20 protein-coding genes are annotated in these 21423 nt (G+C 71.1%); 6 read left to right on the plus strand and 14 right to left on the minus strand.

Going from position 1 to position 21423, the window contains the following annotated elements; translation table 11 throughout:
- The first annotated feature begins 59 nt into the window (after positions 1 to 59).
- A complete protein-coding gene (locus ACIQCJ_RS17725) occupies positions 60 to 743 on the plus strand; it encodes a TetR/AcrR family transcriptional regulator (protein ID WP_402711859.1) in 684 nt (227 codons plus the stop codon).
- Positions 744 to 799: 56 nt separating this feature from the next.
- Positions 800 to 1759, plus strand: a complete 960-nt coding sequence (locus ACIQCJ_RS17730) for a D-2-hydroxyacid dehydrogenase family protein (RefSeq protein ID WP_402711860.1) — start codon at positions 800 to 802, stop codon at positions 1757 to 1759.
- Positions 1760 to 1782: 23 nt separating this feature from the next.
- Here ACIQCJ_RS17730 and ACIQCJ_RS17735 read toward each other — a convergent pair whose 3' ends face one another.
- Complete coding sequence (locus tag ACIQCJ_RS17735) at positions 1783 to 2211, minus strand: nuclear transport factor 2 family protein (protein WP_391161855.1); 429 nt, start codon at positions 2209 to 2211, stop codon at positions 1783 to 1785.
- 336 nt (positions 2212 to 2547) lie between these two features.
- Here ACIQCJ_RS17735 and ACIQCJ_RS17740 point away from each other — a divergent pair, with 336 nt between their 5' ends.
- Positions 2548 to 3678 carry a nitric oxide synthase oxygenase gene (locus tag ACIQCJ_RS17740; protein WP_391162209.1) on the plus strand — a complete coding sequence of 377 codons (1131 nt, stop codon included), beginning with the start codon at positions 2548 to 2550 and terminating at the stop codon, positions 3676 to 3678.
- Between the two features lie 7 nt (positions 3679 to 3685).
- Here ACIQCJ_RS17740 and ACIQCJ_RS17745 read toward each other — a convergent pair whose 3' ends face one another.
- The 6 genes from ACIQCJ_RS17745 to ACIQCJ_RS17770 form a co-directional block, all read right to left on the minus strand.
- A complete protein-coding gene (locus ACIQCJ_RS17745) occupies positions 3686 to 4426 on the minus strand; it encodes a ribonuclease H (protein WP_355349162.1) in 741 nt (246 codons plus the stop codon).
- Between the two features lie 63 nt (positions 4427 to 4489).
- A complete protein-coding gene (locus tag ACIQCJ_RS17750) occupies positions 4490 to 4993 on the minus strand; it encodes an N-acetyltransferase (RefSeq protein WP_391049841.1) in 504 nt (167 codons plus the stop codon).
- Positions 4994 to 5086: 93 nt separating this feature from the next.
- Positions 5087 to 5215 (minus strand): hypothetical protein, encoded by a 129-nt coding sequence (locus ACIQCJ_RS17755; RefSeq protein ID WP_391161858.1) that lies wholly within the window; start codon positions 5213 to 5215, stop codon positions 5087 to 5089.
- A 343-nt stretch (positions 5216 to 5558) separates the two neighbouring features.
- Positions 5559 to 5876, minus strand: coding sequence for a hypothetical protein (locus tag ACIQCJ_RS17760; RefSeq protein ID WP_355349168.1), 318 nt, complete (start codon positions 5874 to 5876; stop codon positions 5559 to 5561).
- A 190-nt stretch (positions 5877 to 6066) separates the two neighbouring features.
- Positions 6067 to 6831 (minus strand): G1 family glutamic endopeptidase, encoded by a 765-nt coding sequence (locus ACIQCJ_RS17765; RefSeq protein ID WP_355349171.1) that lies wholly within the window; start codon positions 6829 to 6831, stop codon positions 6067 to 6069.
- A gap of 299 nt (positions 6832 to 7130) precedes the next feature.
- Complete coding sequence (locus tag ACIQCJ_RS17770) at positions 7131 to 9857, minus strand: ricin-type beta-trefoil lectin domain protein (protein WP_402711861.1); 2727 nt, start codon at positions 9855 to 9857, stop codon at positions 7131 to 7133.
- A 457-nt stretch (positions 9858 to 10314) separates the two neighbouring features.
- On the opposite strand from ACIQCJ_RS17770, the gene ACIQCJ_RS17775 reads away from it, so the two are divergent.
- Complete coding sequence (locus tag ACIQCJ_RS17775) at positions 10315 to 11208, plus strand: helix-turn-helix domain-containing protein (RefSeq protein WP_402711862.1); 894 nt, start codon at positions 10315 to 10317, stop codon at positions 11206 to 11208.
- Between the two features lie 32 nt (positions 11209 to 11240).
- On the opposite strand, the gene ACIQCJ_RS17780 is transcribed toward ACIQCJ_RS17775, so the two are convergent.
- On the minus strand, positions 11241 to 12092 hold the full coding sequence (locus ACIQCJ_RS17780) for a helix-turn-helix transcriptional regulator (RefSeq protein ID WP_402711863.1): 852 nt from the start codon (positions 12090 to 12092) through the stop codon (positions 11241 to 11243).
- 87 nt (positions 12093 to 12179) lie between these two features.
- Here ACIQCJ_RS17780 and ACIQCJ_RS17785 point away from each other — a divergent pair, with 87 nt between their 5' ends.
- A complete protein-coding gene (locus tag ACIQCJ_RS17785; protein WP_402711864.1) occupies positions 12180 to 12998 on the plus strand; it encodes an SDR family NAD(P)-dependent oxidoreductase in 819 nt (272 codons plus the stop codon).
- Between the two features lie 94 nt (positions 12999 to 13092).
- Here ACIQCJ_RS17785 and ACIQCJ_RS17790 read toward each other — a convergent pair whose 3' ends face one another.
- The 4 genes from ACIQCJ_RS17790 to ACIQCJ_RS17805 all read right to left on the minus strand — a co-directional run bounded on the left by ACIQCJ_RS17790 (position 13093) and on the right by ACIQCJ_RS17805 (position 16820).
- Positions 13093 to 13434 carry a DUF5713 family protein gene (locus tag ACIQCJ_RS17790; RefSeq protein ID WP_355349186.1) on the minus strand — a complete coding sequence of 114 codons (342 nt, stop codon included), beginning with the start codon at positions 13432 to 13434 and terminating at the stop codon, positions 13093 to 13095.
- 390 nt (positions 13435 to 13824) lie between these two features.
- Entirely contained in the window at positions 13825 to 14877 is a 1053-nt protein-coding gene (locus ACIQCJ_RS17795) for a polysaccharide deacetylase family protein (RefSeq protein ID WP_402711865.1), read from the minus strand.
- A gap of 150 nt (positions 14878 to 15027) precedes the next feature.
- Complete coding sequence (locus ACIQCJ_RS17800; protein WP_402712126.1) at positions 15028 to 16053, minus strand: glycoside hydrolase family 11 protein; 1026 nt, start codon at positions 16051 to 16053, stop codon at positions 15028 to 15030.
- Positions 16054 to 16343: 290 nt separating this feature from the next.
- Positions 16344 to 16820, minus strand: coding sequence for a MarR family transcriptional regulator (locus tag ACIQCJ_RS17805; RefSeq protein WP_355349192.1), 477 nt, complete (start codon positions 16818 to 16820; stop codon positions 16344 to 16346).
- A 257-nt stretch (positions 16821 to 17077) separates the two neighbouring features.
- Between ACIQCJ_RS17805 and ACIQCJ_RS17810 the strand changes: the two genes are divergently transcribed.
- Positions 17078 to 18046 (plus strand): alpha/beta hydrolase fold domain-containing protein, encoded by a 969-nt coding sequence (locus ACIQCJ_RS17810; RefSeq protein WP_391049830.1) that lies wholly within the window; start codon positions 17078 to 17080, stop codon positions 18044 to 18046.
- A gap of 35 nt (positions 18047 to 18081) precedes the next feature.
- Here the strand turns inward: ACIQCJ_RS17810 and ACIQCJ_RS17815 are convergent, their stop codons facing one another.
- The gene (locus tag ACIQCJ_RS17815) at positions 18082 to 19125 is read right to left on the minus strand and encodes a hypothetical protein (RefSeq protein WP_402711866.1); all 1044 of its coding nucleotides are present in this window, start codon (positions 19123 to 19125) and stop codon (positions 18082 to 18084) included.
- A gap of 287 nt (positions 19126 to 19412) precedes the next feature.
- Positions 19413 to 21095, minus strand: coding sequence for a xylosidase (locus tag ACIQCJ_RS17820; RefSeq protein WP_402711867.1), 1683 nt, complete (start codon positions 21093 to 21095; stop codon positions 19413 to 19415).
- Positions 21096 to 21423 lie beyond the last annotated feature (328 nt).

The raw sequence follows: 21423 nt of genomic DNA on the forward strand, positions 1-21423 counted from the left end.
TTCACGCTATCAGACCGGCGGTCCGATAACAACAGACCGCAGGTCCGTAGAATGTGGGCATGCCCACGACTTTCCAGCGCGCCCGCAGCGAGGAGCAGCGCGCCCAGCGCCGCCAGGCGATCCTGGACACCGCGTCCGCGATGCTCGCCGAGATGCCGGTGGCCGAGGTCAGCCTCAACGAGTTGAGCCGCCGCGTCGGCCTGGCGAAGTCGAATGTGCTGCGCTACTTCGAGTCCCGCGAGGCCGTGCTGCTCGAACTGCTCGACGTCGCCTTCCGGGAGTGGCTGGCGCATCTCGGACCCGAACTGGACGACGAGGTCGACCCCGGCGCGCCGCCCCGGCACCGCGGCGACCAGGCGGCGGCCGTCCTCGCCGGGTCGTTGGCGGTCCGCCCGGTGTTCTGCGACCTGACCGGCGCCCAGGCCGCCGTGCTGGAGCGCAATGTCTCGCCCGAGGTCGCCGCCGACTACAAGCGCACCGCCGTCCGGAACGTGTACGCGCTGGCCGACCTCGTACGGCGGCACGTGCCGGAACTGGGCGAGGGCGACGCGCTGCGGTACGCGGGCGCGGCCGTGATGGTCACGGGCGCCGTGTGGACGCACGCCCACCCGTCGGCGGCGATGCTGGCCGCCTATGACGCCGACCCGGCGCTCGAGGCGCTGCGGCTGGACTTCGCCGCGACGGTCCGCGAGACGCTGGAAGTCCTGGCCAGCGGGCTGCTGGCACGCCGCGTGCCCGAGTAGCGCCGGGACACCGTCCAAGCCCTCGACCCCCGCACCCTGACGGAGAGAAGACCGAGATGCGACTGCGCTGCGCCGTGCTGGACGACTACCAGGGCGTCGCCACGACGCTCGCCGACTGGTCCTCGCTGACCCACGAGGTCGAGGTCGTCGGCTTCCCCGGTCATGTCGCGGACGAGGCCGAACTCGTCGCGGCCCTGGCCGACTTCGACATCGTCGTGACCCTGCGCGAGCGCGTGCCCTTCCCCGCCTCGGTACTGGCCGCGCTCCCCCGGCTGAAGCTGCTGATCGCCTCCGGGATGCGCAATTCGGTGATCGACTACGCCGCCGCGCGGGAGCACGGCGTGACCGTGTGCGGTACGGAGAGCGCCGGCACCCCGCCGGTCGAGCTGACGTGGGCGCTGCTGCTGGGACTGGCACGGGGCATCGTGCCGGAGAGCGCCAACCTCGCCGCGGGCGGCCCCTGGCAGACGACGGTCGGCGCCGACCTGCACGGCGCGCGGCTCGGTCTGCTCGGGCTCGGCAGGATCGGCGGGCGGGTGGCGGCCGTCGGGCTCGCCTTCGGCATGGACGTGGTGGCCTGGAGCGGGAATCTGACCGACGAGCGGGCGGCCGAGGTCGGTGCGGCACGCCTGGCCACCAAGGAGGAACTGCTGGCCACCAGCGACTTCGTCTCCGTCCACCTCGCCCTGGGCGAGCGCAGTCGCGGCCTGATCGGCGCGGCGGAACTGGCGCTGATGAAGCCGACCGCGTATCTGGTGAACACCTCGCGCTCGGCGATCGTCGACCAGGCGGCGCTGCTCGCCGCCCTGCGCGAGGGCCGGATCGCCGGAGCGGGCCTGGACGTCTTCGACATCGAGCCGCTTCCGGCCGACGACCCCGTGCGTTCCACGCCCCGGCTGCTGGCCACACCGCACCTCGGCTATGTCACCGAGGCCAACTACCGTACGTACTACGGGCAGGCGGTCGAGGACATCCGGGCGTATCTGGCGGGCGCGCCGGTCCGTCGCCTCGACTGACGCCGAGGCGAAGGGGGGTCGGCTCAGGCGCTGGGTCCTGGCTCCCGGCCGACGCCGTTCAGCGGGATCCGCCGGGCCAGCAGCGTACGGTGGCTGATCCGCCAGCCGTCGGCGCCGCGCGTCACCCGGTCGTCGTACGTCAGACTCCCGCACGTGCCGTCGGTGTTGACGCCGAAGCCCTTGGACCGGACGCGGACGGCGCCGTCGGGCAGTTCGGTGATGACGACGTTGGTGACGTGGTGGGCGACGGGATTGCGGTCGCCGAGCGTGAGCGCCGCCTCCCGGACGGCCGCGATGCCGACGAGCGCTCCGCCGCCGTAGTCGCTCACGTCGTAGACCACGTCGGCGGTGAACAGCTCGTCCAGCCGGTCGAGTTCGCCGCCGTCGAAGAGGTGGCCGTGCAGGTGGATCAGCTCGGTGACGGCGACGCGGTCCTCGGTGGTGAGCGGCAACGGGACTCCTCTCGGGCCGGGCCCGTCCCGACCGGTCTGCCAGCGTAGTGCGCACGCGACCGCCGCCGTACGGTCCGGCGGCGGTCGGACCCGGACGTGTCGGCGGGCAGAAGGCGACGCGGTTCGGACGGAGTCCGGCCAACTGTGATCACTGCCGACGGTCGTGTCACACCGGGGAGTGAATTCCGGGACCGTCGATCGAGGTCAGCCCTTCGTCGATCCGAGGTGCCTGTGATACTCAGAATCCTGAACAGACCGGGACTCCGGCAGCGCGACACGGCAGGGCAGGACGACGCGGGGCGCGAGCCGCTGCCACCGGCGGCCCCCGTCGATGTGATGGCGGGGCGCGCGAAGCTCAGGGCGGCGCGTGAACTCGGGCGCAAGGCCGAGGAGTTCCTGCGGCTCTATCACGGCGAGGAGCCCGCCGCGGGCGACCTGGACAGCAGGCTCACGGCGGTGCGCGCGGAGATCGGCGACACAGGCACGTATCAACACACCTCGGCGGAGCTGGCGTTCGGCGCGCGGGTCGCGTGGCGCAACAGCAACCGCTGTATCGGGCGGCTCTATTGGCGGTCCTTGCAGGTGCGCGACCTGCGGCACGTCACGGAGGCGGAGGAGATCGCCGAGGAGTGCGCGACGCATCTGCGGATCGCCACCAACGGCGGCCGGATCAGGCCGCTGATCTCGGTCTTCGCCCCTGACGCCCCCGAGCGGCGCGGCCCGCGGATCAGGAACGAGCAGCTCATCCGCTACGCCGGATACCGGGCGGCCGACGGCACGGTCACCGGTGACCCGCGCACCGCGGACATCACCGGCCTCGCGGCGCGGCTCGGCTGGCCCGGCGGCCCGCGTACCGCCTTCGACGTGCTCCCGCTGATCGTCGAGGGCGTCGACGACAAGCCCCGGCTGTTCGACCTGCCCTCCGACGCCGTCCTGCACGTGCCGCTCGACCACCCCGAGCGCCCCTGGAGCGCCCAGTGGGGACTGCGCTGGCACGCGGTCCCCGCCGTCTCCGACATGTGCCTGGAGATCGGCGGCGTCTGCTACGGGGCGGCGCCCTTCAACGGCTGGTACATGGGGACGGAGATCGGCGCCCGCAATCTGGCCGACGTCGACCGCTACGACCTCCTGCCGCGCGTCGCGGACAGTCTCGGCATCGACACCGGAAGCGTCCGCTCCCTGTGGAAGGACCGCGCCCTGGTCGAGCTCAACCGCGCCGTCCTGCACTCCTTCGACCGCGCCGGAGTCACCCTGGCCGACCACCACACCGAGGCGGAACGTTTCCTCCAGCACCTCGACCGCGAGCGGCGCAAGGGCCGCGAGGTCCAGGCCGACTGGGCCTGGATCGTCCCGCCCATGTCCGGGGCCACCACCCCGGTCTTCCACCGCACCTACGACGACCGCGTCCTCAGCCCCGGCTTCGTCCGCCACCCGCGGGAAGCGGCGGACGGCGCCTCGTACGCCTGATCCGGCGCTACCGCGTTCCGCCCTGGTCGCGGCACTCCGGGTGGCCCCAACCGTCGGGGTTCTTGGCGATCGGCTCGCCCGCGGCGTAGGAGCGGCCGCAGCGGCAGCGGCCGGGGAATTTGGCGTTGAGGGTGCGCGAGGACGTGGTGCCGGTGGCACCGCTCGCTGTCCCGGTCCCGCCGCCGTTGCCGCTTCCGCCTCCGGAGGGCTTGCGCTTGGGGGCGGACGAGGTGCGGGGGGTGTCGGGGTTGCGGGGCGGCGGCGGGGAGTCGTAGCGGGTGCCCGAGGCTTGCTGGGTGATGGCGGTGTTGCTGGCGGCGCGGTCGGCGTAGTCGTTGAGCCGGTCGCCGTCGACCTGATGGGCGGCGACGTACGTGAACTCGACGTCACGGCCGGTGAGCAGCGCGTCGATGCCCGCGACGAGTTCCTGGTTGGCGACGGGCTTGCCCGCGGCGGTCTTCCAGCCCTTGCGCTTCCAGCCGGGCAGCCAGGTGGTGACCGCCTTCATCGCGTACTGGGAGTCCATCCGGATCTCCATCGGCACGGCGGGGTCGACGGTCTCCAACAGCCGGAGCAGGGCGGTGAGTTCCGCGACGTTGTTGGTGGCCGTGCCCAGCGGGCCCGCCTCCCAGCGGTCGGGCTCCCCCGTACCGTCGGCGATCACCCAGGCCCACGCGGCCGGTCCCGGATTCCCCTTCGATGCCCCGTCACACGCGGCGATGATGCGTTCTGCCATGCCAGAGATCATGCCAGCCCGCGGACGGTCGTACGGCCCCGGCCCGAGGAGGCGCCCGGCAGGGGTGAGGCGGGGCTACGGCTCGGGCGAGTGGTCCGGCAGGGCGAGCCACTCCTTCCACGACAGGTCGCGGCCGATGTGGCGCGGGCGCTCGAAGGGCCAGTCCTCCGCGATCCAGCGCGGCACCAGGGCGTCCAGCGCCCGCTCCAGGTCGGTGCCCACCCGGTCGTCCACCACCCACCACGAGATCTCGGCGTCGGCGCCCGCCTTCTCCGGCGGGTCGATGTAGACACAGCCGAGCAGCGCGGTGTTCGCGTCGTCGAAGAGCGCGTAGTTGAAGGACTGGTGCGCGGCGATCTCGGTCGCGTGCCGTTCGAGATCGGCGAGATCGGCCTCGTACGTCATGTCGGCGGGCGGCCAGCCCCAGGCCGGGCCGAAGATCGACCAGAGGCGGTCGCGCGAGCCCATCACCGCGGGGTAGTCGAGCGCGGTGTCGGATCCGGCGATCGGGCGCAGATGGTGGCCGCCGGGCACGGGGACGCGGACGGGGTGGACGAAGTCAGCTGGCAGCCAGGTCATGCGGCGGAGGCTAGCGCGGTGGAACGTCGCACCGCACCGGATTTATCGCCGCCGCGACGTGGCGGCGGACGGTCCGCGAAGGCCCGTCGGCGGTCAGTGACCGCCCTTCGGCTGTTGGCAGCCGGTGCCGTCGGCGTAACCGGCGAAGGCGTCGACCTCGGTGCCGGCCGTGTTCAGCGCGCCCTTGAGGCAGATCGGGGTGTGGTCGACGACGAAGCCCACATAGGTGGAGCCGTAGGCCGAGACGCTGACCGAGTCGGGGGCGTAGCCGAGGGCGACGAGGCCGGGGCGGAGGTGACGGCCGCGGTGGGCCGCCCGGACGGCGCTTCGGCCCCCGCGCTGTCCACGGTCCGCGTGCCGCAGCCGGTCAGCGCGAGCGCCGCCACGGCGGTCAGCGACGGCGGGAGGACGAGGGCGGCTCTGCGGACTCGGGCTCGGGTCATGCCCACGATCATGCCCGCCGGGCGGTGGCGGGCGCGTGGGTTCCCGTACTCAGCTCCGCGGGCGCGCGGACAGCGGCGGCGGACCGTCGTCGGGGACCGGCCCGCCGCGCCCGCGGGCCCGTTCACTCCGCGTCGATGCCGGTGATGACGGGGTCGCCGAGCCGGGCGGTCTCCTCGGTGAAGCCCGCGACGCCGAGCGCGTCGTTGACGAGGTCGCGCGCGGCCCCCTCGGCGGCGGGCGGATTGTCGGCGTCGACCGCGACGCGCACGCTGAAGGCGCTGGAGTCGCCGTACATCGTCAGGATGTCCAGCTCCTCGTCCTCGCCGAAGTCCGTGCTCTGCGGGTCGACGGGGCGCAGGGCCCGGACGAGCGTCGAGCGGGCCTCGGCGGTCGGCGCGTCGAGGAAGGTGCCGGGGACGGTCACAACATAGGTGGTCATGAGGGTTACGTCTGCCCGTTCCGCCGCCCGCCATCCCACCCGCGAGGTGCCCGGCCCGCCGGCGTGCGGCGTGTCGGGCACCTCGCGGTACGGCTGACGTGGGTAGGTCATCCGGACGGAGGAGCTGTGCGCGGTGCCGGAATCCGTACGGCGCGGTCACCTGCGCGGTGGGCGCCCGGAGGCGCTGGGGCTAGCTGTGGTTCCAGGTGACGCTGAAGGCGTTGCCGCCGGAGAGCGCGGAGGTGGTCGCCTTGGTGGTGCTGCCGGAGGCCATGTTGATCTTGTCGGGGCCGTAGGTGCCGATCGCCTGGCCGTTGGCGGTGGCGTTGGTGAAGGACGCGGTGCTGAAGTGCGCGAGCGGCAGGACGCCGGTGGAGCTGGACGGCGCCTCGGCGATGATCTCCGCGGAGGCCAGGGAGGCGCCCTGGAGCGTCTTCTTGGTGGTCTTCGTCCAGTTCTTGGTGGTGTCGCTGAGGGTGAGCGTGAACGAGCCGCTGCCGTTGGTGGAGACCGTCGAGGTGAAGTGGTCGCCGGGGCTCACCGCGTTGGAGTAGTTCACGGGATAGGCCGGGTACATCTCGTACCACGAGGAGTACACGGCGCGACCGCCGGAGCAGTCCGCCTCGGTCCCGGTCTGCTCCACGGAGTTGCTGCCGTCGCCGTCGAGACCTATCCAGAACGAGGAGTACGTGGTGGCGCCGGTGCAGGTCACCGAAGGCTGGACCCAGCTCGCGGAGACGCTGGTGAAGGTGGAGCCGGTGGCCGCGTAACCGGCCCAGTTGGAACTGGTGCTGTGCACGATGCGGCTGTTCGGGCCGATCAGGCGGTGGCTGCCCATGGGGGTGAGGCGGACCGATGAGTCGGCCGAGGCGACCGCGGAGGGCGCGGTCGCGAGGGCGGACAGGACTGCTGCGGCCACGGCGGATACGGCGGTGATGCGCGTTGTTGCCGACATGCTGCTCCTTCTCGCGGGTCTCGCGGTACAGGTGTCACCGGCGCGACCGGAGGGGTGTGTGACCCCTGAGGGGTGCGTGGCACCAGTGGTGCTTGACAGTGTGCTGACAAGCGCGGCGCGTAGGTGCAGGCGGAATCAAACGATCGGCAAAACTCACGCCAAGTCGCCTTGTGGGCATGTCCAGTTGATCTCCACGGCACTCGAAGAGGGGCAAAAAGGGGCCGTCCCGGCGTCGGGGTGTCGGACGCCGGGACGGCCTCACGCGCGGCGGACCGGCGAGAACCGGCCTCGGGCATCGCTCAGTTGCGCGCCCACTTCTGATTGCCGCCGTTGTTGCAGGTCCAGATGTCCAACGGCGTGCTGTTGGCCGTACCCGTGCCGACGGCGTCCAGGCAGGTGCCGGAGGCCACGTTGACGACCGTGCCGTCGGAGCGGACCCGCCACTGCTGGGCGGCGCTGCCGTCGCACGCGTTGATCTCCAGGCCGGTGCCGTCCGCGGTGGCGTGGCCGATGGTGCCCAGGCACTTGGTGTCGTAGACGGTCAACTGGTTGGTGGCGGTGGACGTCCAGGTCTGCTGATTGCCGCGGTTGCAGTCCCACAGCGCGGGTTTCGTGCCGTCGGCCTGGCTCGCGGCGGGCACGTCCACGCAGCGGCCGGAGTCCTGGCCGGTGAGGGAGGCCGCGACGGCGCCGCGGTCCCACTTCTGGTTGGCGCCGTTGTTGCAGGTCCACAGTTCGAGCGGGGTGCTGTTCGCGGTGCCGGCGCCGGTCACGTCGAGACACTTGCCCGAGCCGACGTTGACGACGCTGCCGTCCGCGTTGACGTTCCACTGCTGACCTGTTCCGCCGGTGCAGTCGGAGATGTCGGCGGCCGTGCCGTCCGCGGCGCCGCCGCCCGCCGCCTCCAGGCATTTGGTGCCGTAGACCATGAGTTGCTTGGCGGGGGTGGCGGTCCAGGTCTGGTTGGTGTCCCCGTTGCAGTCCCACAGGGTGACCACGGTGCCGTTGGCCTGACCGCGGGCGGGCACGTCGGCGCAGATCCCGGAGTGCCGGTCCTTGAGGAAGCCGCTGACGTTGCCCGCGGCCTTCGGGGTGATCGCGAGGTTGTCGAACTGGTCGGTCTGGTAGCCGACGACACCGAAACCGACCTGGCCGCTGGCGTACGAGCCGTCGTTGACGGTGCCCAGGGTGGCGCCGTCGAGGGTCGCGGTGATCTGGTCGCCGGAGAAGCCGATCGACACGGTGTGCCAGGTGTTGAGCGCGAGCGCGGCGTGGCTGCCGGACGTCAGCGTGCTGAGGTTGCCCGAGCTGGTGCTCTTCGCGATCGACCAGGCTCCGGTGTTGGAGAGCCGCAACTGGTAGGCGGCCTGGTGGCTCTGGGGCCGCGACTGGGTACCCGCCCGGCCCAACAGGGTCACCGTGCCCGCCTGTTGGAGGTTGACGTCGACTCCAGCCGTGTAATTCGACCAGGTCGTGTCGCCGACGAGGGTGAACGCGTCGGAGTCCTCCTGCCATTCGTTCGGCTTGACCGGTGTCACCTGCTGCACGCACTGCCCCGTCCGTCCGCCGGCGCAGGGCCGCGCCTCGAAGGAGCCCTGCATGTCGGAGAGATACCGGGCCTCGGTGTTGGTGGCGACGGCGTCGAAGGTGTCGGAGTACGGCAGCGGCAGCGCGTGCGCCGCCGGGCCGGTGGCGGTGCCCTTGCCCTGGCCGGTGGTCGTGGTGACCGTGTAGACGTAACCGGGTTGCAGCGTCAGGGAGTACGAGCCGCCCGAAGGGGTGATGTCCTGCGTGTGGACGAAGGAGGTGGCCGCGCTCGGCGCGTTCACCTGGGTGGCCCAGACGTGCACGGTCCCGGTGGACAGGCCGCCCTGGACGTGGAGGTTCACGGTCTGCGCGGCGGTGGCGGTCGTGGTCTCCAGCACGGTGGAGTAGTCGGAGGTGGTGTTCGACTTGATCGTCACGTAGGTGCCGTTGGACTCGGCGCCGCCGAGGTAGCCGGAGGCGGAGTCGATGAACTTCCAGCCGGGCTGGGTGAATTGGGTGACCTGGGCGGTGGCCCAGGTGCTGGCGCCGATGGTGTAGTTCCCCGACCAGGGCGAGTTGGCGGTGGCCAGGCCCACCGTGTTGTACGGCAGATTGGGGTAGATCGCGGCGAGCAGCGGCCAGTTGAAGTAGCTGACCATCTTGGCGTCGGTGTAGCCGCGGGTGATGGCCCTGATCAGGGCGGGGGCTCCGGTGTTCATGTCCTGCGAGCCGTTCTCGCTGTCCCACAGCGGCTTGCCGTTGTTCTGCGCGGCGGTGGTGCTGCTGCACGTGTCGGCGCTGCCGCCGTCGCCGCCCGCGCAGGAGTAGTGCGTGCCGATGATCGAGACGGCGTTGTTGAACGCCGCGTTGTTCGCCATGTCGTCGGCCACCCCCCAGCCGCTGTCGTCGGCGACGAGTTGCACACCGGAGTATCCGGCGGTGTTCAGCGCCGCTCGCAGTTGGACGTACCAGTTGGCGTCGTGCCCGCGCTCGTTCCAGCCGCCGAGGTACTTGATCGTCAGGCCGTGCTGTTTGGCGCAGCCGAGCCAGGAGATCAGGTAGTTGATCGTGTCGGTGGACCAGAAGCCGCCGTTGATCCAGCCGGGCGCGGCCCAGGCGAGGCCGTAGAGACCGATGTTCGGATTGCGGGCCCTGGCCTGTTCCGCGAGCCAGAATTCGTATCCGGCGTCGCAGTTGATCTGGCCTTTGACGTGTTCGATCGACGGTTCCGAGCCGTCGGTGGAGTTGGCGTCGCCGCCGATCTCCAGTTTCAGCAGTTGCAGGTTCGCGCCGTAGCCGGGCTTGAACAGGTAGTCGAGGATCTGCGCCTGTTGCGCGGCCGGGTAGTCGGTCAGCAGCCGGGAGTTCCCGCCTCCGCCGCTGATCGCGCCGATGCCGTCGAAGGTCCGGCCGCCCTGTGTCCCGTCCACCGTGATCGTGGTGGTGGCCGCGTTCGCGGGGGCGACGCCGACGGTCAGCAGTGCGATGAGCAGCCCCATGACCCACAACGGGGCAAATCTCCATGTTCGTAACATGACTGAACCCTTCACCGTGGGGGGATGGCGTTCAGTGTGTTGTCATGTTCACTTCTTGGTCAATATGGCGAACGAAGAAAACAGAAACAAACGTCGGCAGTCGTCGTCAGCGGGCCGCGCCGTCGCACGGCGCTCGAAGTGGATCAGCGGGGGGCGTGAGCGGAGAGAACGGGAGCGGTGAAGGCGAGAGCGGGTGAAGGCGGGAGCGGTGAAGGCGGGAGTTGATCAGCGCGGCCCGGTCGGCCGGGGAATGGGCCTTCGGCCCCCGGCGATCAGCCGTCTCACCACCGCGGCCATTCGACGGCCGTGATCACATACCTCACGGGAACACGAAAAGGGAGCGTCGGCTCACGGGAGGAGGACATCCGGGGAGGAAACTCTCCCCCGCACGCGGCCGGCCGCCGGTGCGACAATGGCTGGCATGACCGGCGACGCGCACATGAATGAGCTGGGCGAGTTCCTGAAGGCCCGGCGGGCCGAGCTCGGCCCGCGCACCGTGGGGCTGCCGGACCCCGGTACACCCCGGCGGGTGCCCGGGTTGCGCCGGGAGGAAGTGGCGCAGCTCGCCGCGATCAGCACCGACTACTACACCCGCCTGGAGCAGGGCCGTATCCATGCCTCGGTGTCCGTGCTGGCCGCCCTGGCCCGGGTGCTGCGACTGGACGACGACCAGCGCGACTACCTCTTCGGGCTGGCCGGGAAGACACTCGTGCGACCGCGCCGCCGCACCCGGCAGAAAGTCCAGCCGCAATTGCGACGGCTTCTGGACGACCTCGGTGCGACACCCGCCATTGTCATGGGACGTTGCATGGATATCATCGCGTGGAATTCGCTCGCCTCGGCGCTCATCACCGATTTCTCGGCCATCCCGGAAAAGCACCGGAATTACGTGCGGATCATCTTCACCGATCCGTCGATGAAATCGCTCTACGCGGACTGGGAGAAAGTGGCGCGCACCTGCGTGTCGCAGCTGCGGATGGAGGCCGCCAAGTACCCCGACGACCCGGGGCTCGTCGAACTGGTCGGTGAACTGTCCGTGCAGGACGAGCAGTTCCGCCAGTGGTGGGCCACCCATCAGGTCGCCACGCTCAGCGTGGGCACCAAGGCCCTGCGCCATCCCGTCGCCGGGGAGCTCAGTCTCGACTGGGACACCCTGAGCGCGAGCACCGACCCCGACCAGCAGCTCATCGTCTGGACCGCGGAGCCGGGCAGCCGTACCCACGAGGGCCTGCGCTTCCTCGCCTCGTGGGCCGCGTCCCACCTCCCGGCGGGTGACACCCCCGCATCGGCCGCTGAGGAGCACCCGCTCGGCTGACACGCCGGCCCGCACCCGGCCGGGCGGTGGCTTCAGCCGGTCACGTCCATGCGCTGGGTGCCGATGACGGACAGCAGCCGCAGCGCCTCCTCGGACGGCGAGCCGGGCGTCGCGGTGTAGATCACGACCTGCTGGTCCCGGTCGGCGATGTCCAGGACGTCGCAGTTGACGGTGACCGGCCCGACCAGCGGGTGCTGGAAGGTCTTGCGGAGGGTGGGCTCGCTGCGCACGTCGTGGGAGGCCCACAGCTCGCGGAATTCCGCGCTCCCGGCCCGCAGCTCGGCCACCAGCTCCGTCACCTCGGGGTCGTCGGGGTAGCGGGCGGCGACGGTACGCAGCCGCTGGGCGGCGTTGCTCGCGAAACGGTCCACGTCCGACACCCCGTACAGCCGCTGCCCCTGCCGGTGCGGTCCGAGGAAGGCGCGGCGGACGAAGTTGCGGTCGCGGCGCGGCAGGGCGGAGAAGTCCTCCATGAGGGCCGCCGCCAGGTCGTTCCAGGCGATGACCTCTCCGGTCGCGGACATCACGGTCGCCGCGGCCTGCGGCAGGCGGTCCAGCAGGTCGAGGATGCTCTGGCGCACCTCGCGCGAGGGTCCTGCGGGCGGTCCCGGCGGGGCGCCCGCGAGGTGGTGGAGATGGTCGCGCTCGACGTCCGTCAGCCGCAGCGCACGGGCCAGCCCCGCCAGGACCTCGCGGGACGGGCGGGGGCCGCGGGCCTGTTCGAGCCGCGTGTAGTACTTGGTCGAGATGAAGGCGAGCTGAGCCGCCTCCTCGCGGCGCAGCCCCGGCGTGCGGCGCCGGGTCCCGGCGGGCAGCCCCACCTCGGCAGGGGTGATCCGCTCGCGTCTGCTGCGCAGGAAGTCGGCCAGTTCTCGTCTGTCCACCTCTCCAGTGTGCTCGTGTGCCGCCGGGCGCAGCCAGGTACAGCCGGTGCCTGGCTGCGCCCGGAAGTCCGGCGCACGCTCGATGCCATGAACAACACACCCAACGTCGACACACCCACCACCGACACCACCACGACCGGCGCCGCCACCGGGCTGCTGGCGGACAAGGTCGCCCTCATCACCGGCGCGGGTCGCGGCATCGGCGCCGCCGCGGCCCTGCTCTTCGCCCGCGAGGGCGCCCGCGTCATGCTCGCGGCCCGTACCGAGGCGCAGCTCAAGGCCGTGACCGAGCAGGTCGGGGCGGCGGGCGGCACCGCCGACCACGTGGTGTGCGACCTGGCCGATGCGGCGAGCGTACGCGCGGCGGTCGACCGTACGGTGGAGCGGTTCGGCCGCCTCGACGTCGCCTTCAACAACGGCGCCACGAACGCGTCACCCGGCCCGCTGGACCAGGTACCGGAGGCCGACTTCGACCGCCTCTACGCCGTGAACCTCCGGGGTCCGTGGCTCGCGATGGCCGCCGAGGTCGCCGCGATCCGGGCGACCGCGGGGACCGGCGCCATCGTCAACAACTCCAGCGTCGGCAGCCTGCGGGGCAATCCCGACCTGCCCGCCTACGGCGCGATGAAGCGGGCGGTCAACAGCCTCACCGAGTCGGCCGCCGTCACATACGGTCCCGAGGGCATCCGCGTCAACGCCATCGCTCCCGGCGGCACACTGACCGAGATGATCCACGCCTGGGCGGCGGAGTCCCCCGGTCTGCTCGACCGGATCACGGCGCACACCCCGCTGCGCCGGGCCGCCGACCCCGCCGAGATCGCGGAGGCCGCCGCCTGGCTGCTCAGCGACCGCGCGTCCTACGTGACGGGCACCGTCCTGCGGGTGGACGGCGGCGCGGCGGCCTGAGCCGCGCGGCCCGCGGCCGTCACCGGTCGTCGGCGGGTGCCACCGGTTATCGGCGGGTGTCACCGGGCGGCGGGCGGCGGTGCCACTCGCGCCGTCACCACTCGCGGGCGGCGATCAGTTCCTCGACGTCCGCGTCCTCGAAGCCGTAGGCCGTCGCCACGAACCAGATGTCCCCGCCTATCTCCTCCCGTGCGACGGTCTCGATCTCGCTGCCCGCGGCGTCGAACTCCGCCTCCAGAGCGTTGAACCGCTCCGTCGCGACCGCCGTCAGCGCGTACAGCGCCTTCAGGTCCGCGGGCCGCTCGGCCTCGATCCGCTCGCACAGGTCCAGCAGGATGGCCTTCCCCTTGTCGAGGACGTGGTCGGGAAAATACTCGTCCTCGTACAGCACCTCGAGGAACGCCCGTTCCTTGACCTGCTGGTTGGTGATCGTCATGGCGACGCCCTCCCCTTCTGCCCTGGATCAGCCCCGCGTCCAGTGTGGAATGTCCGACGTCTCCGATCGTGCACCACACCACTGACAACGCCGGTGGCGGGGGGGGCCGGGGGGCCCCCCCCCCCCGGGGGGGGGGCCCCCCCGCGCCGGGGGGCGGCGCCCCCCGGGGGGGGGCGGGGGGGGGGCGGGGGGGGGGCACCCCACCTGGGCCCCCCCCCCCCCTCCGCCCGTGCACCCCCCCCCCGCCGGGGGCGGGGGGCCCCCGCCCCCCCCCCGCCCCCCACCCCCCCCCCCCCCCGGGGGGCGCCCGGCCCGGCGGCGGCCCCGCCCCGGTCGCGTGAGCCCGCGCTTCAGCGCGGTCCGGCGCCGCTCGTCGCGGATTGGCTCAGGTCAGCTCGGACTGCACGAGACCGTCGGCCACGTCCAGGCGCCGTTGGTCTGGATCGTCACACCCCAGTTGTTGCCGCTGCCGTTCGGCTTGGCGGTCAAGACCTGGGCACTGGGATACGTGGCGTTGATGTTCCACGTCGCGATGATCTTCTCGGGTGCCGGAACGTTCATCGTCACCGTCCACGAACTCGACCCGGACACCGCCACGTTCAGGTTGTACCGGTCGCTCCACTGCTGACCGGCGGAGAGGGTCGCGGTGCAACTGCCCCCGCCACCGCCCCCGGTGGTGCCTCCGGTGGTGCCGCCGGTCGTGCCGCCGGTCGTGCCGCCGGTCGTGCCGCCGCTCGTACCGCCGCTGTCGGGGGCGACGGCGCGGCCGGTCTGCGGCGAGATCATGCCCGCGCACAGGCCGCGGCTCGCCAGGCCCTGCGCGATCCGCGGGATCGCGGCGAGCGTGTTGGCGGGCCACTCGTGCATGAGGATGATCTGGCCGTTGGTGAGCCGGGCGTTGGCCTGCACGATCGCGTCGGTGCTCGCGCCGTTCCAGTCCTGCGAGTCGACGTCCCAGATGATCTGGGTCAGACCGTACTTGGCCTCGACCGACTGCAAGGTCGCGTTGGTCTCGCCGTACGGCGGACGGAACAGTTTCGGTGTGCCGCCGCCCGCCGCGGCGATGGCCTGCTGGGTCCTGGAGACCTCCGAGTCGATCTGCGCCTGGCTCTCCTGGATCAGGTGGGGGTGGGTGTAGCTGTGGTTGCCGACCCACATCCCCGCGTTGATCTCGGCCTGGACCTGGGACGGATAGGACGCGGCGAACTGTCCCTCGTTGAACATCGTGGCCCGCAGGCCGTTCTGCCGAAGGGCGTTGAGGACGCTCGGGGTGTGGTCGTTGGACGGACCGTCGTCGAAGGTGAGTCCGACGTACCCGTTGCAGGTGGCGGCGTGCGACGGGGTGGCGTCGACGGTGAAGGTGACGACGCTCGCCACCGCCGTGGCGGCGACGGCAAGTCCCGTGATCAGGGAACGCAATGACATGTGCGGTCTCGTTCGCATGTGGGGGCCTCCTTGTGGTGGCGTTGCGAACTCCGTGGGGGGATGACGGGGCCACGCGGTACCGGTACACGCGGTGCCGGGAAACGCGGTACCGGGCAACACGGTCCGGGGATACGGGCGTACGGGCTACGCGCGTACCGGCGTACGGCGTCAGCTCGGACTGCACGAGACCGTCGGCCAGGTCCAGGCGCCGTTGGTCTGGATCGTCACGCCCCAGTTGTTGCCGCTGCCGTTGGGCTTGGCGGTCAAGACCTGGGCACTGGGATACGTGGCATTGATGTTCCACGTCGCGATGATCTTCTCCGGCGCCGGAACGTTCATCGTCACCGTCCACGAACTGGAGCCCGAGACCGAGACGTTGAGGTTGTAGCGGTCGCTCCACTGCTCACCGGCGGACAGCGCGGCCGTGCAACTGCCCCCGCCTCCGGTGGTGGACCCGCCGGTGGTCGAACCACCCGTGGTCGACCCTCCGGTGGTGCCGCCGGTGCTTCCCAGCGTGATGTTGGAGTTGCCGCTGCTCTGGTAGCCCTCGGTGGCGAGGATCATGTAGTTGAAGCTGCCGAGGCTCATCCCGTGGCTGGCCCACGCGTCGAAGTGGTTGCCCGTGGTGATGGTGCCGCCGGTCCGCTTCGACTGCCGGACGCTCCAGTACTGGTTGAAGGTCCGGGTGCCCTCGATCGACGGGGCGTTGACCCGTGTCGTCTCGTAGATGTCGTACGTGCCGCCGTCGCTGGTGACCGTGCCCTTGTACGTGCCGGTCGGCCGGTAGGTGCCGTAGTTGTCGACGACGTAGTACTCAACGAGCGGATTCGTCGTCCATCCGTACAGCGACAGGTAGGCGTTGCCCGAGGGGTTGAAGCTGCCCGAGTAGGCGACGCTCCGGCGTCCGCCGGTGGCCCAGCCCTTGCCTGCGACGAAGTTGCCGGCATTGCTCCACGAGGTGCTGTAGTTGCCGCCGGAGCCCAGGTTCATGGAGACGGATCCGCCGCCGTCGGTCCAGAACGAGTAGTAGTAGCCGTTGTTGGTGCCGGTCTGGTTCGACGTGATGATCGTGTCGGCGTTGGCGGTGCCGGGCAGGATGAGCGCGGCCACGCCGACCAGCGCTATCGCGCAGGCGCCGCTGATGAGCAGCCGGAAACGGCTGAGCAGCCCTAACGGCCGCCGCCTGCGGCTCATGTCGGGTGCGGGTGCGGGTGCGTCGTTCATGTGCGTGCTTCCTCCTCGTCTCGTGAGGACCGTCTGCCGCGACAGTGTTGAGCGGAGCACGTCACGTGTCAACACTTTCGGCATCGATTACGAAAGCTTCGCCACCAGTCAGGCGTACGGCACCAGTCGTTTCCGCAGGCAGACGCGCATCAATAGCCGGAGGAATTGGTTGACCCACAAAACCGCCCACCCGCGAGATCACCTCCCAGGGGATGAAATACCGAATGTTTCGGAAAGCCTTCCGAGTGCGTGCGCGAGCTCTACGACCGGCGGGCGAGATCGGCCGAGACGTTGTCCGCGAGACGGCGCAACAGGGTCATGGCGGCCTCGGTCTCCCGGGGCGACAGGCCCATCGCCGCGCCTATCGCGGGGGGTACGTCGCGGGCCCGGTCGCGCAGCGCGTCGCCCCGCTCGGTGAGGATGACGCGGACGGTGCGCTCGTCCTCGGCGCTGCGCTCGCGGCGGACCAGGCCGGCCGCCTCCAGCCGCTTGATCAGCGGGGTCAGGGTGCCGTAGTCGAGTTGCAGGGCGGCGCCGACGTCCTTGATCGGGACGTCGCCGTGCTGCCAGAGCACCAGCAGCACCAGGTACTGCGGATACGTGAGGCCGAGCTCGTCCAGCAGCGGACGGTAGCGGCTGGTGACCGCACGGGAGGCCGCGTACAGCGCGAAGCAGAGCTGGTCGTCCAGGAGCAGGGTGAACGCGGGCTCGGCGTCGGCGGCTTCCGTGCTGTCCATGCGGGGCGGCCCTCCTCGGGGACGGGTGACGGGGTCGACCGATCAGCCTAGCTTCACCATGAGGCAATTTCAACGCGCACGATTAGCTTGTACACGAGCTAATCGTGTCCTAGTCTTCTGGGGTGTGGCCGGCTCGCCCTGCCAAGCACGACAGGGCACGGCCGAGCACGATCCACCACGACGCGCCGGCCCGGAGCGCACCCGGAGCCGACGCCCACACCGTCCGTCCCCCTTCCGTCCCACGAGGAGCCCCCGTCATGTCCGAGTCCACTCCCGCAGCACCCGTCCTGGAACCGGCCGCCGCGGAATTCGCCGCCGCCACGGCCAACCCGCCGTATCTGTTCGACCTCGGCCCCGTGGCGGGCCGCAAGACGGTCGACGAGGTGCAGTCCGGCGAGATCGACGCGCCCGAGGTGGACGAGGAGTGGGTGACCGTCGAGGACGGCCCGACCGAGTCCGTACGGGTGCGCGTCGTCCGTCCCAAGGGCGCCGTCGGAACGCTGCCGGTGATCCTCTACATCCACGGCGCGGGCTGGGTGTTCGGCAACGCCCACACCCACGACCGGCTGGTGCGCGAACTGGCGGCCGGTGTCGGCGCGGCGGTGGTCTTCCCCGAGTACGACCTGTCCCCCGAGGCCCGCTACCCGGTCGCGATCGAGCAGAACTACGCCGTCGCCCGCTGGGTCGTCACCGACGGCGCGGCCAAGGGTCTGGACGCGAGCCGCATCGCGGTCGCCGGTGACTCGGTCGGCGGCAACATGGCCGCCGCGCTGACCTTGATGGCCAAGGAGCGCGGTGATGTGCCGCTCGTCCAGCAGGTGCTGTTCTACCCGGTCACCGACGCGAGCTTCGACACCGATTCGTACCACCGGTTCGCGACCGGTTACTTCCTGCGCCGCGACGGCATGCAGTGGTTCTGGGACCAGTACACGAAGGACCCCGCGCAGCGCGCCGAGATCACCGCGTCCCCGCTGCGCGCCACTACGGAACAGCTCACCGGGCTGCCGCCCGCGCTGGTCGTCACCGGTGAGGCCGATGTGCTGCGCGACGAGGGCGAGGCGTACGCCGACAAGCTCCGGCAGGCGGGTGTCGCCGTCACCGCGACCCGCTACCCCGCGATCATCCACGACTTCGTGATGCTCAACGCGCTGCGCGGCACGCAGGCCGCGGAGGGTGCGATCAACCAGGCGGTCACCGTGCTGCGTTCAGCGCTCGGCACCGACTGACCGTCACGGCGGCCCGCGACGCGCTCGCCTGCGCCTCACACCAGCGAGCGCGCCAACGACCGTCCCCACATGCCCATATGGCCGAACGCCTCGGGGTGCCACATCCCCACCCCGAGCACGGGCACCACCAGCAGGATCGCCAGGACGAGTGAGGTCTCCCCCAGGGTGGACAGCTCGTAGCGCTCCACGAGGGTGCCGAGCACCATCAGGCCGACGAAGACGACGACGCACAGGGCGAGCAGGTCACCGATCGCGTACCAGGTCACGGCCTCGGCGCCCGGGTGCTCCCAGCGCGCGTAGGTGAAGCTGGTGCCGGCCAGTATGGCCGCGAGCAGCAGGCCGCAGCCGGTCAGGACGGTGCACCAGGTCGTCCAGACCGGGGCCGGCGGCTTCCGGTCCTCCGGCGGGTCCGCCTCGTCCGCCTCCCGGTCGTCCTTCGAGTAGCCGTCCGCGCGGACGTCCGCCGTCTTCGGCGTCGCGGCCGATCCGGTCACGGCGTCGGCGGTGTCGTCGGCCGGACCCGGTTCGGGGCCAGGCTCCACGAGTACGCGTACGGCGGCGGCCCGGGCGTCGTACGCCTCGAGCTGTTCGTCGGCGCTCTCCAGCGCGAGGTCGAATTCCCGCAGCCGGGCGATCGCGGCGCCCACCCGGGAGCCCTCGTCGGCCCCGGAGCCGGGACCGTCGTCCACGACCGGGGTGCGGGACGGGCCAGGTCGCGTACGGGCCCGGCCCTGCTCCACGGCCGACCGCCGGACGCCGACGGCCAGCTCCTCCGCCGCCTCTCGTTCCCTGCGGGCTCTGGCCAGCAGGGACTCCGCGGCGACCAACCGGTCCTGGTGGTCGGCCAGTTCCCTGCGCCGCGGCGGGGCGTCGATGCCGACCGCCTCATTCGCCCGGCGCTCCAGGACCGCGCACCACGCCTGGAGGTCGGCGACGAGTCCCATCAGCGTCTGGACGACCGCGCCGATGACCGAGAGCGCTTCCCGTACGAGCAACTGGCTCTTGTGCTCTTCGTCGGTCCCCGCGCCCGACCGCGGTTCCAACTCCGGCACCGCTCCGGCAGGATCCCCCTGCGACATCGACCCGCCCCTGTCCTCGACCGGCTCTTCGGTGCCGCCGCGCCCCCGCGTCGGCAGTCCCCGACGTCCATCAGATCACCTGCTCCGGCGATCGGCCACCCTGTTTCGCGCGCCACGCCGGGACGGTTTCCCGACGGGTCGGCCGGACTCCGCCGCCGCGGCGGGCGGAATCGGACCGTCCGCCCGCGCCGGCCGCCGGGGCCCGGACGCGGCGGGGCGCCTCCCTGCCCGGGGATGGCGGTGCCGGGCAGAAAGGCGCCAGGTGCGGGAGCCGTTGCCGCTAGGGCCTAGCCGGTGATCAGGTCGAATTTCTCCCAGGCGCCGATGGCGGCCCGGTTGGCGACCAGCGGCGCGGCGCCCGCGTTCTCGGCGGTCACGTACTGGTTGGTGGCCTGGGCGCGGAGGCTGACGCTGCCGTCGGAGTTGTGGACGAGGGTGAAGGTCTGGGCGGCGCCGACGGTGGTGGAGTCGGCGATGAGATTGCCGGAACCCGCGCTGACGTAGCGGTTGTTGGCGTGGGCGCGCAGCGCGATGTTGCCGCCGCCCGCGTCGGTCATGTCGAACTGCTCCCAGACGCCGATGGCGGTCCTGTTGGCGATGAGGGCCGCGGCTCCGGCGTTCTCGGCGGTCACGTAGTTGTTGTTCACGCGGGCGCGCAGGCTGATCACGGTACCGGTGCCGCCGCCCGGTGTGGTGGTCGTCGGCTGGGTGGGGCGGACCGCGGTGAGGGCGATCTGGCCCTTGAGCATCTTGCCGCCGTCGCCGGTCAGCCGCAGGTAGTAGTCCGAGGAGCAGGCCGTACCGTCCTCGTCCAGCGCCAGGAACCCGGAGTTGGTCGGCACGAAAGCCTGGGACTCGGCGGTCTTGGCGATCTGGTTGCCCTCGTTGTACTCGTCGAACATCGAGATGTAGATGCCCTGCACCCCGGCCCGGCACATGTTGTAGAACTGCCGCCACATGAAGTCGCCGTGCGCGCGCTGCCGCAGTGTGACGGCGCCGGGCAGGACGCACGGCTGGTAGTCGATGCCGTGGGCGGCGCATTCGGCGAGGTCGGGGACGGTCGCCACGTTGTAGAAGTTGTCGGCGTCCGAGACGTTGCCGATCCGGCCGACCATCCACGGCGAGATCATGTTGAACGCGTGGTAGACGTCGCTGAATCCGGCGCGGGAGTCGCGGTCGCCGGTCCGCCACCAGGTGGGTACGCCGCCGATGACGTAACAGCCCTGGGACTTGAACCAGTTGACGACGTCCAGGCAGGGCGCGGGCGCCCACGGGCGTTTGTCGTCGTTGAAGCCGAAGCCCCAGATGCAGACGACCGGCTTGCCGTTCTGGGTGGCGTAGGCGGACGAGGCCGTGTGGGCCTTCATCTTGTTGGTCCAGTCGGTCTTGATCTCCGACTGCATGTTGGTCCAGTCGGTGACGTCGTACATGATGTAGAACTTCCGGCCGTGCGACTCCGCCGCGCTGCGCACCTTGGTGGCCATGGCGTCGCGTGTCGGGCCTTCCCCGCCGGTGGGGTTGAAGCGCTGGAGCGCGGCGGTGTCGATGTTGTTCTGCTGCATCCACTGGAAGTGGGTGTCCACGGTCTGCTGGTCGTAGGACGAGAAGAGCGTGGCGGGCTGGCCGTTGCCGAGATTCGCGTAGGCGGTCTGGTACGTCTTGGTGTAGTCGCGCATGTCGGGCCAGGCGACGATGCCGGTGTTGGACGGCGACGGGGGCTGGCTGGAGTTGGGGCTCCAGTGCCACCAGGCGTTGATCGGGGCGCCGTCGCCGATGCAGGCGAACCAGCCCTGATAGCCGACCGTGACCTTCCCGACCACGTCTCCCGGCCCGCTCGCGGCGGGGGCGGCCGACGCGGACGGGGAGACGGCGGACGCCGAGGCTCTTGTGGCCAGACCCAGGGCGCCGAGGGCGGCGGCGGACGTACCGGCCGCGGTGACGCTCACGAACTTGCGACGTGACACTGCCATGGATGACTCCGAACGGCGACGCGCGGCGGGACCGCCGGGCGTATCGGTGGACTGAGTGTGGGGGTTCATGCTGTTGGCCTGTTCAACAGATGAACTCAGTGTTCCGTGGTGGGCCGCGCGGGGCGCGCGCGGCCAGCCCGGTGAATTCCGCTCGAATTACGCTGACTTGCGGTGGGGTCCGGCGCGCACAGTCCCTTGACACGCGCCTTCACGCCGATCTTCCGTGCACAAGCGGTATCGGGCACGCGCCGATTCAACTGCTGAATCCAATGGTGCGTCAAGGGTCCAGACCTGATTGACGGTTCCTCCGGAATTCTCCCGAATGGCG

The organism is Streptomyces sp. NPDC093221 (genome assembly GCF_044753885.1).
In the GTDB taxonomy this organism is placed as follows: domain Bacteria; phylum Actinomycetota; class Actinomycetes; order Streptomycetales; family Streptomycetaceae; genus Actinacidiphila.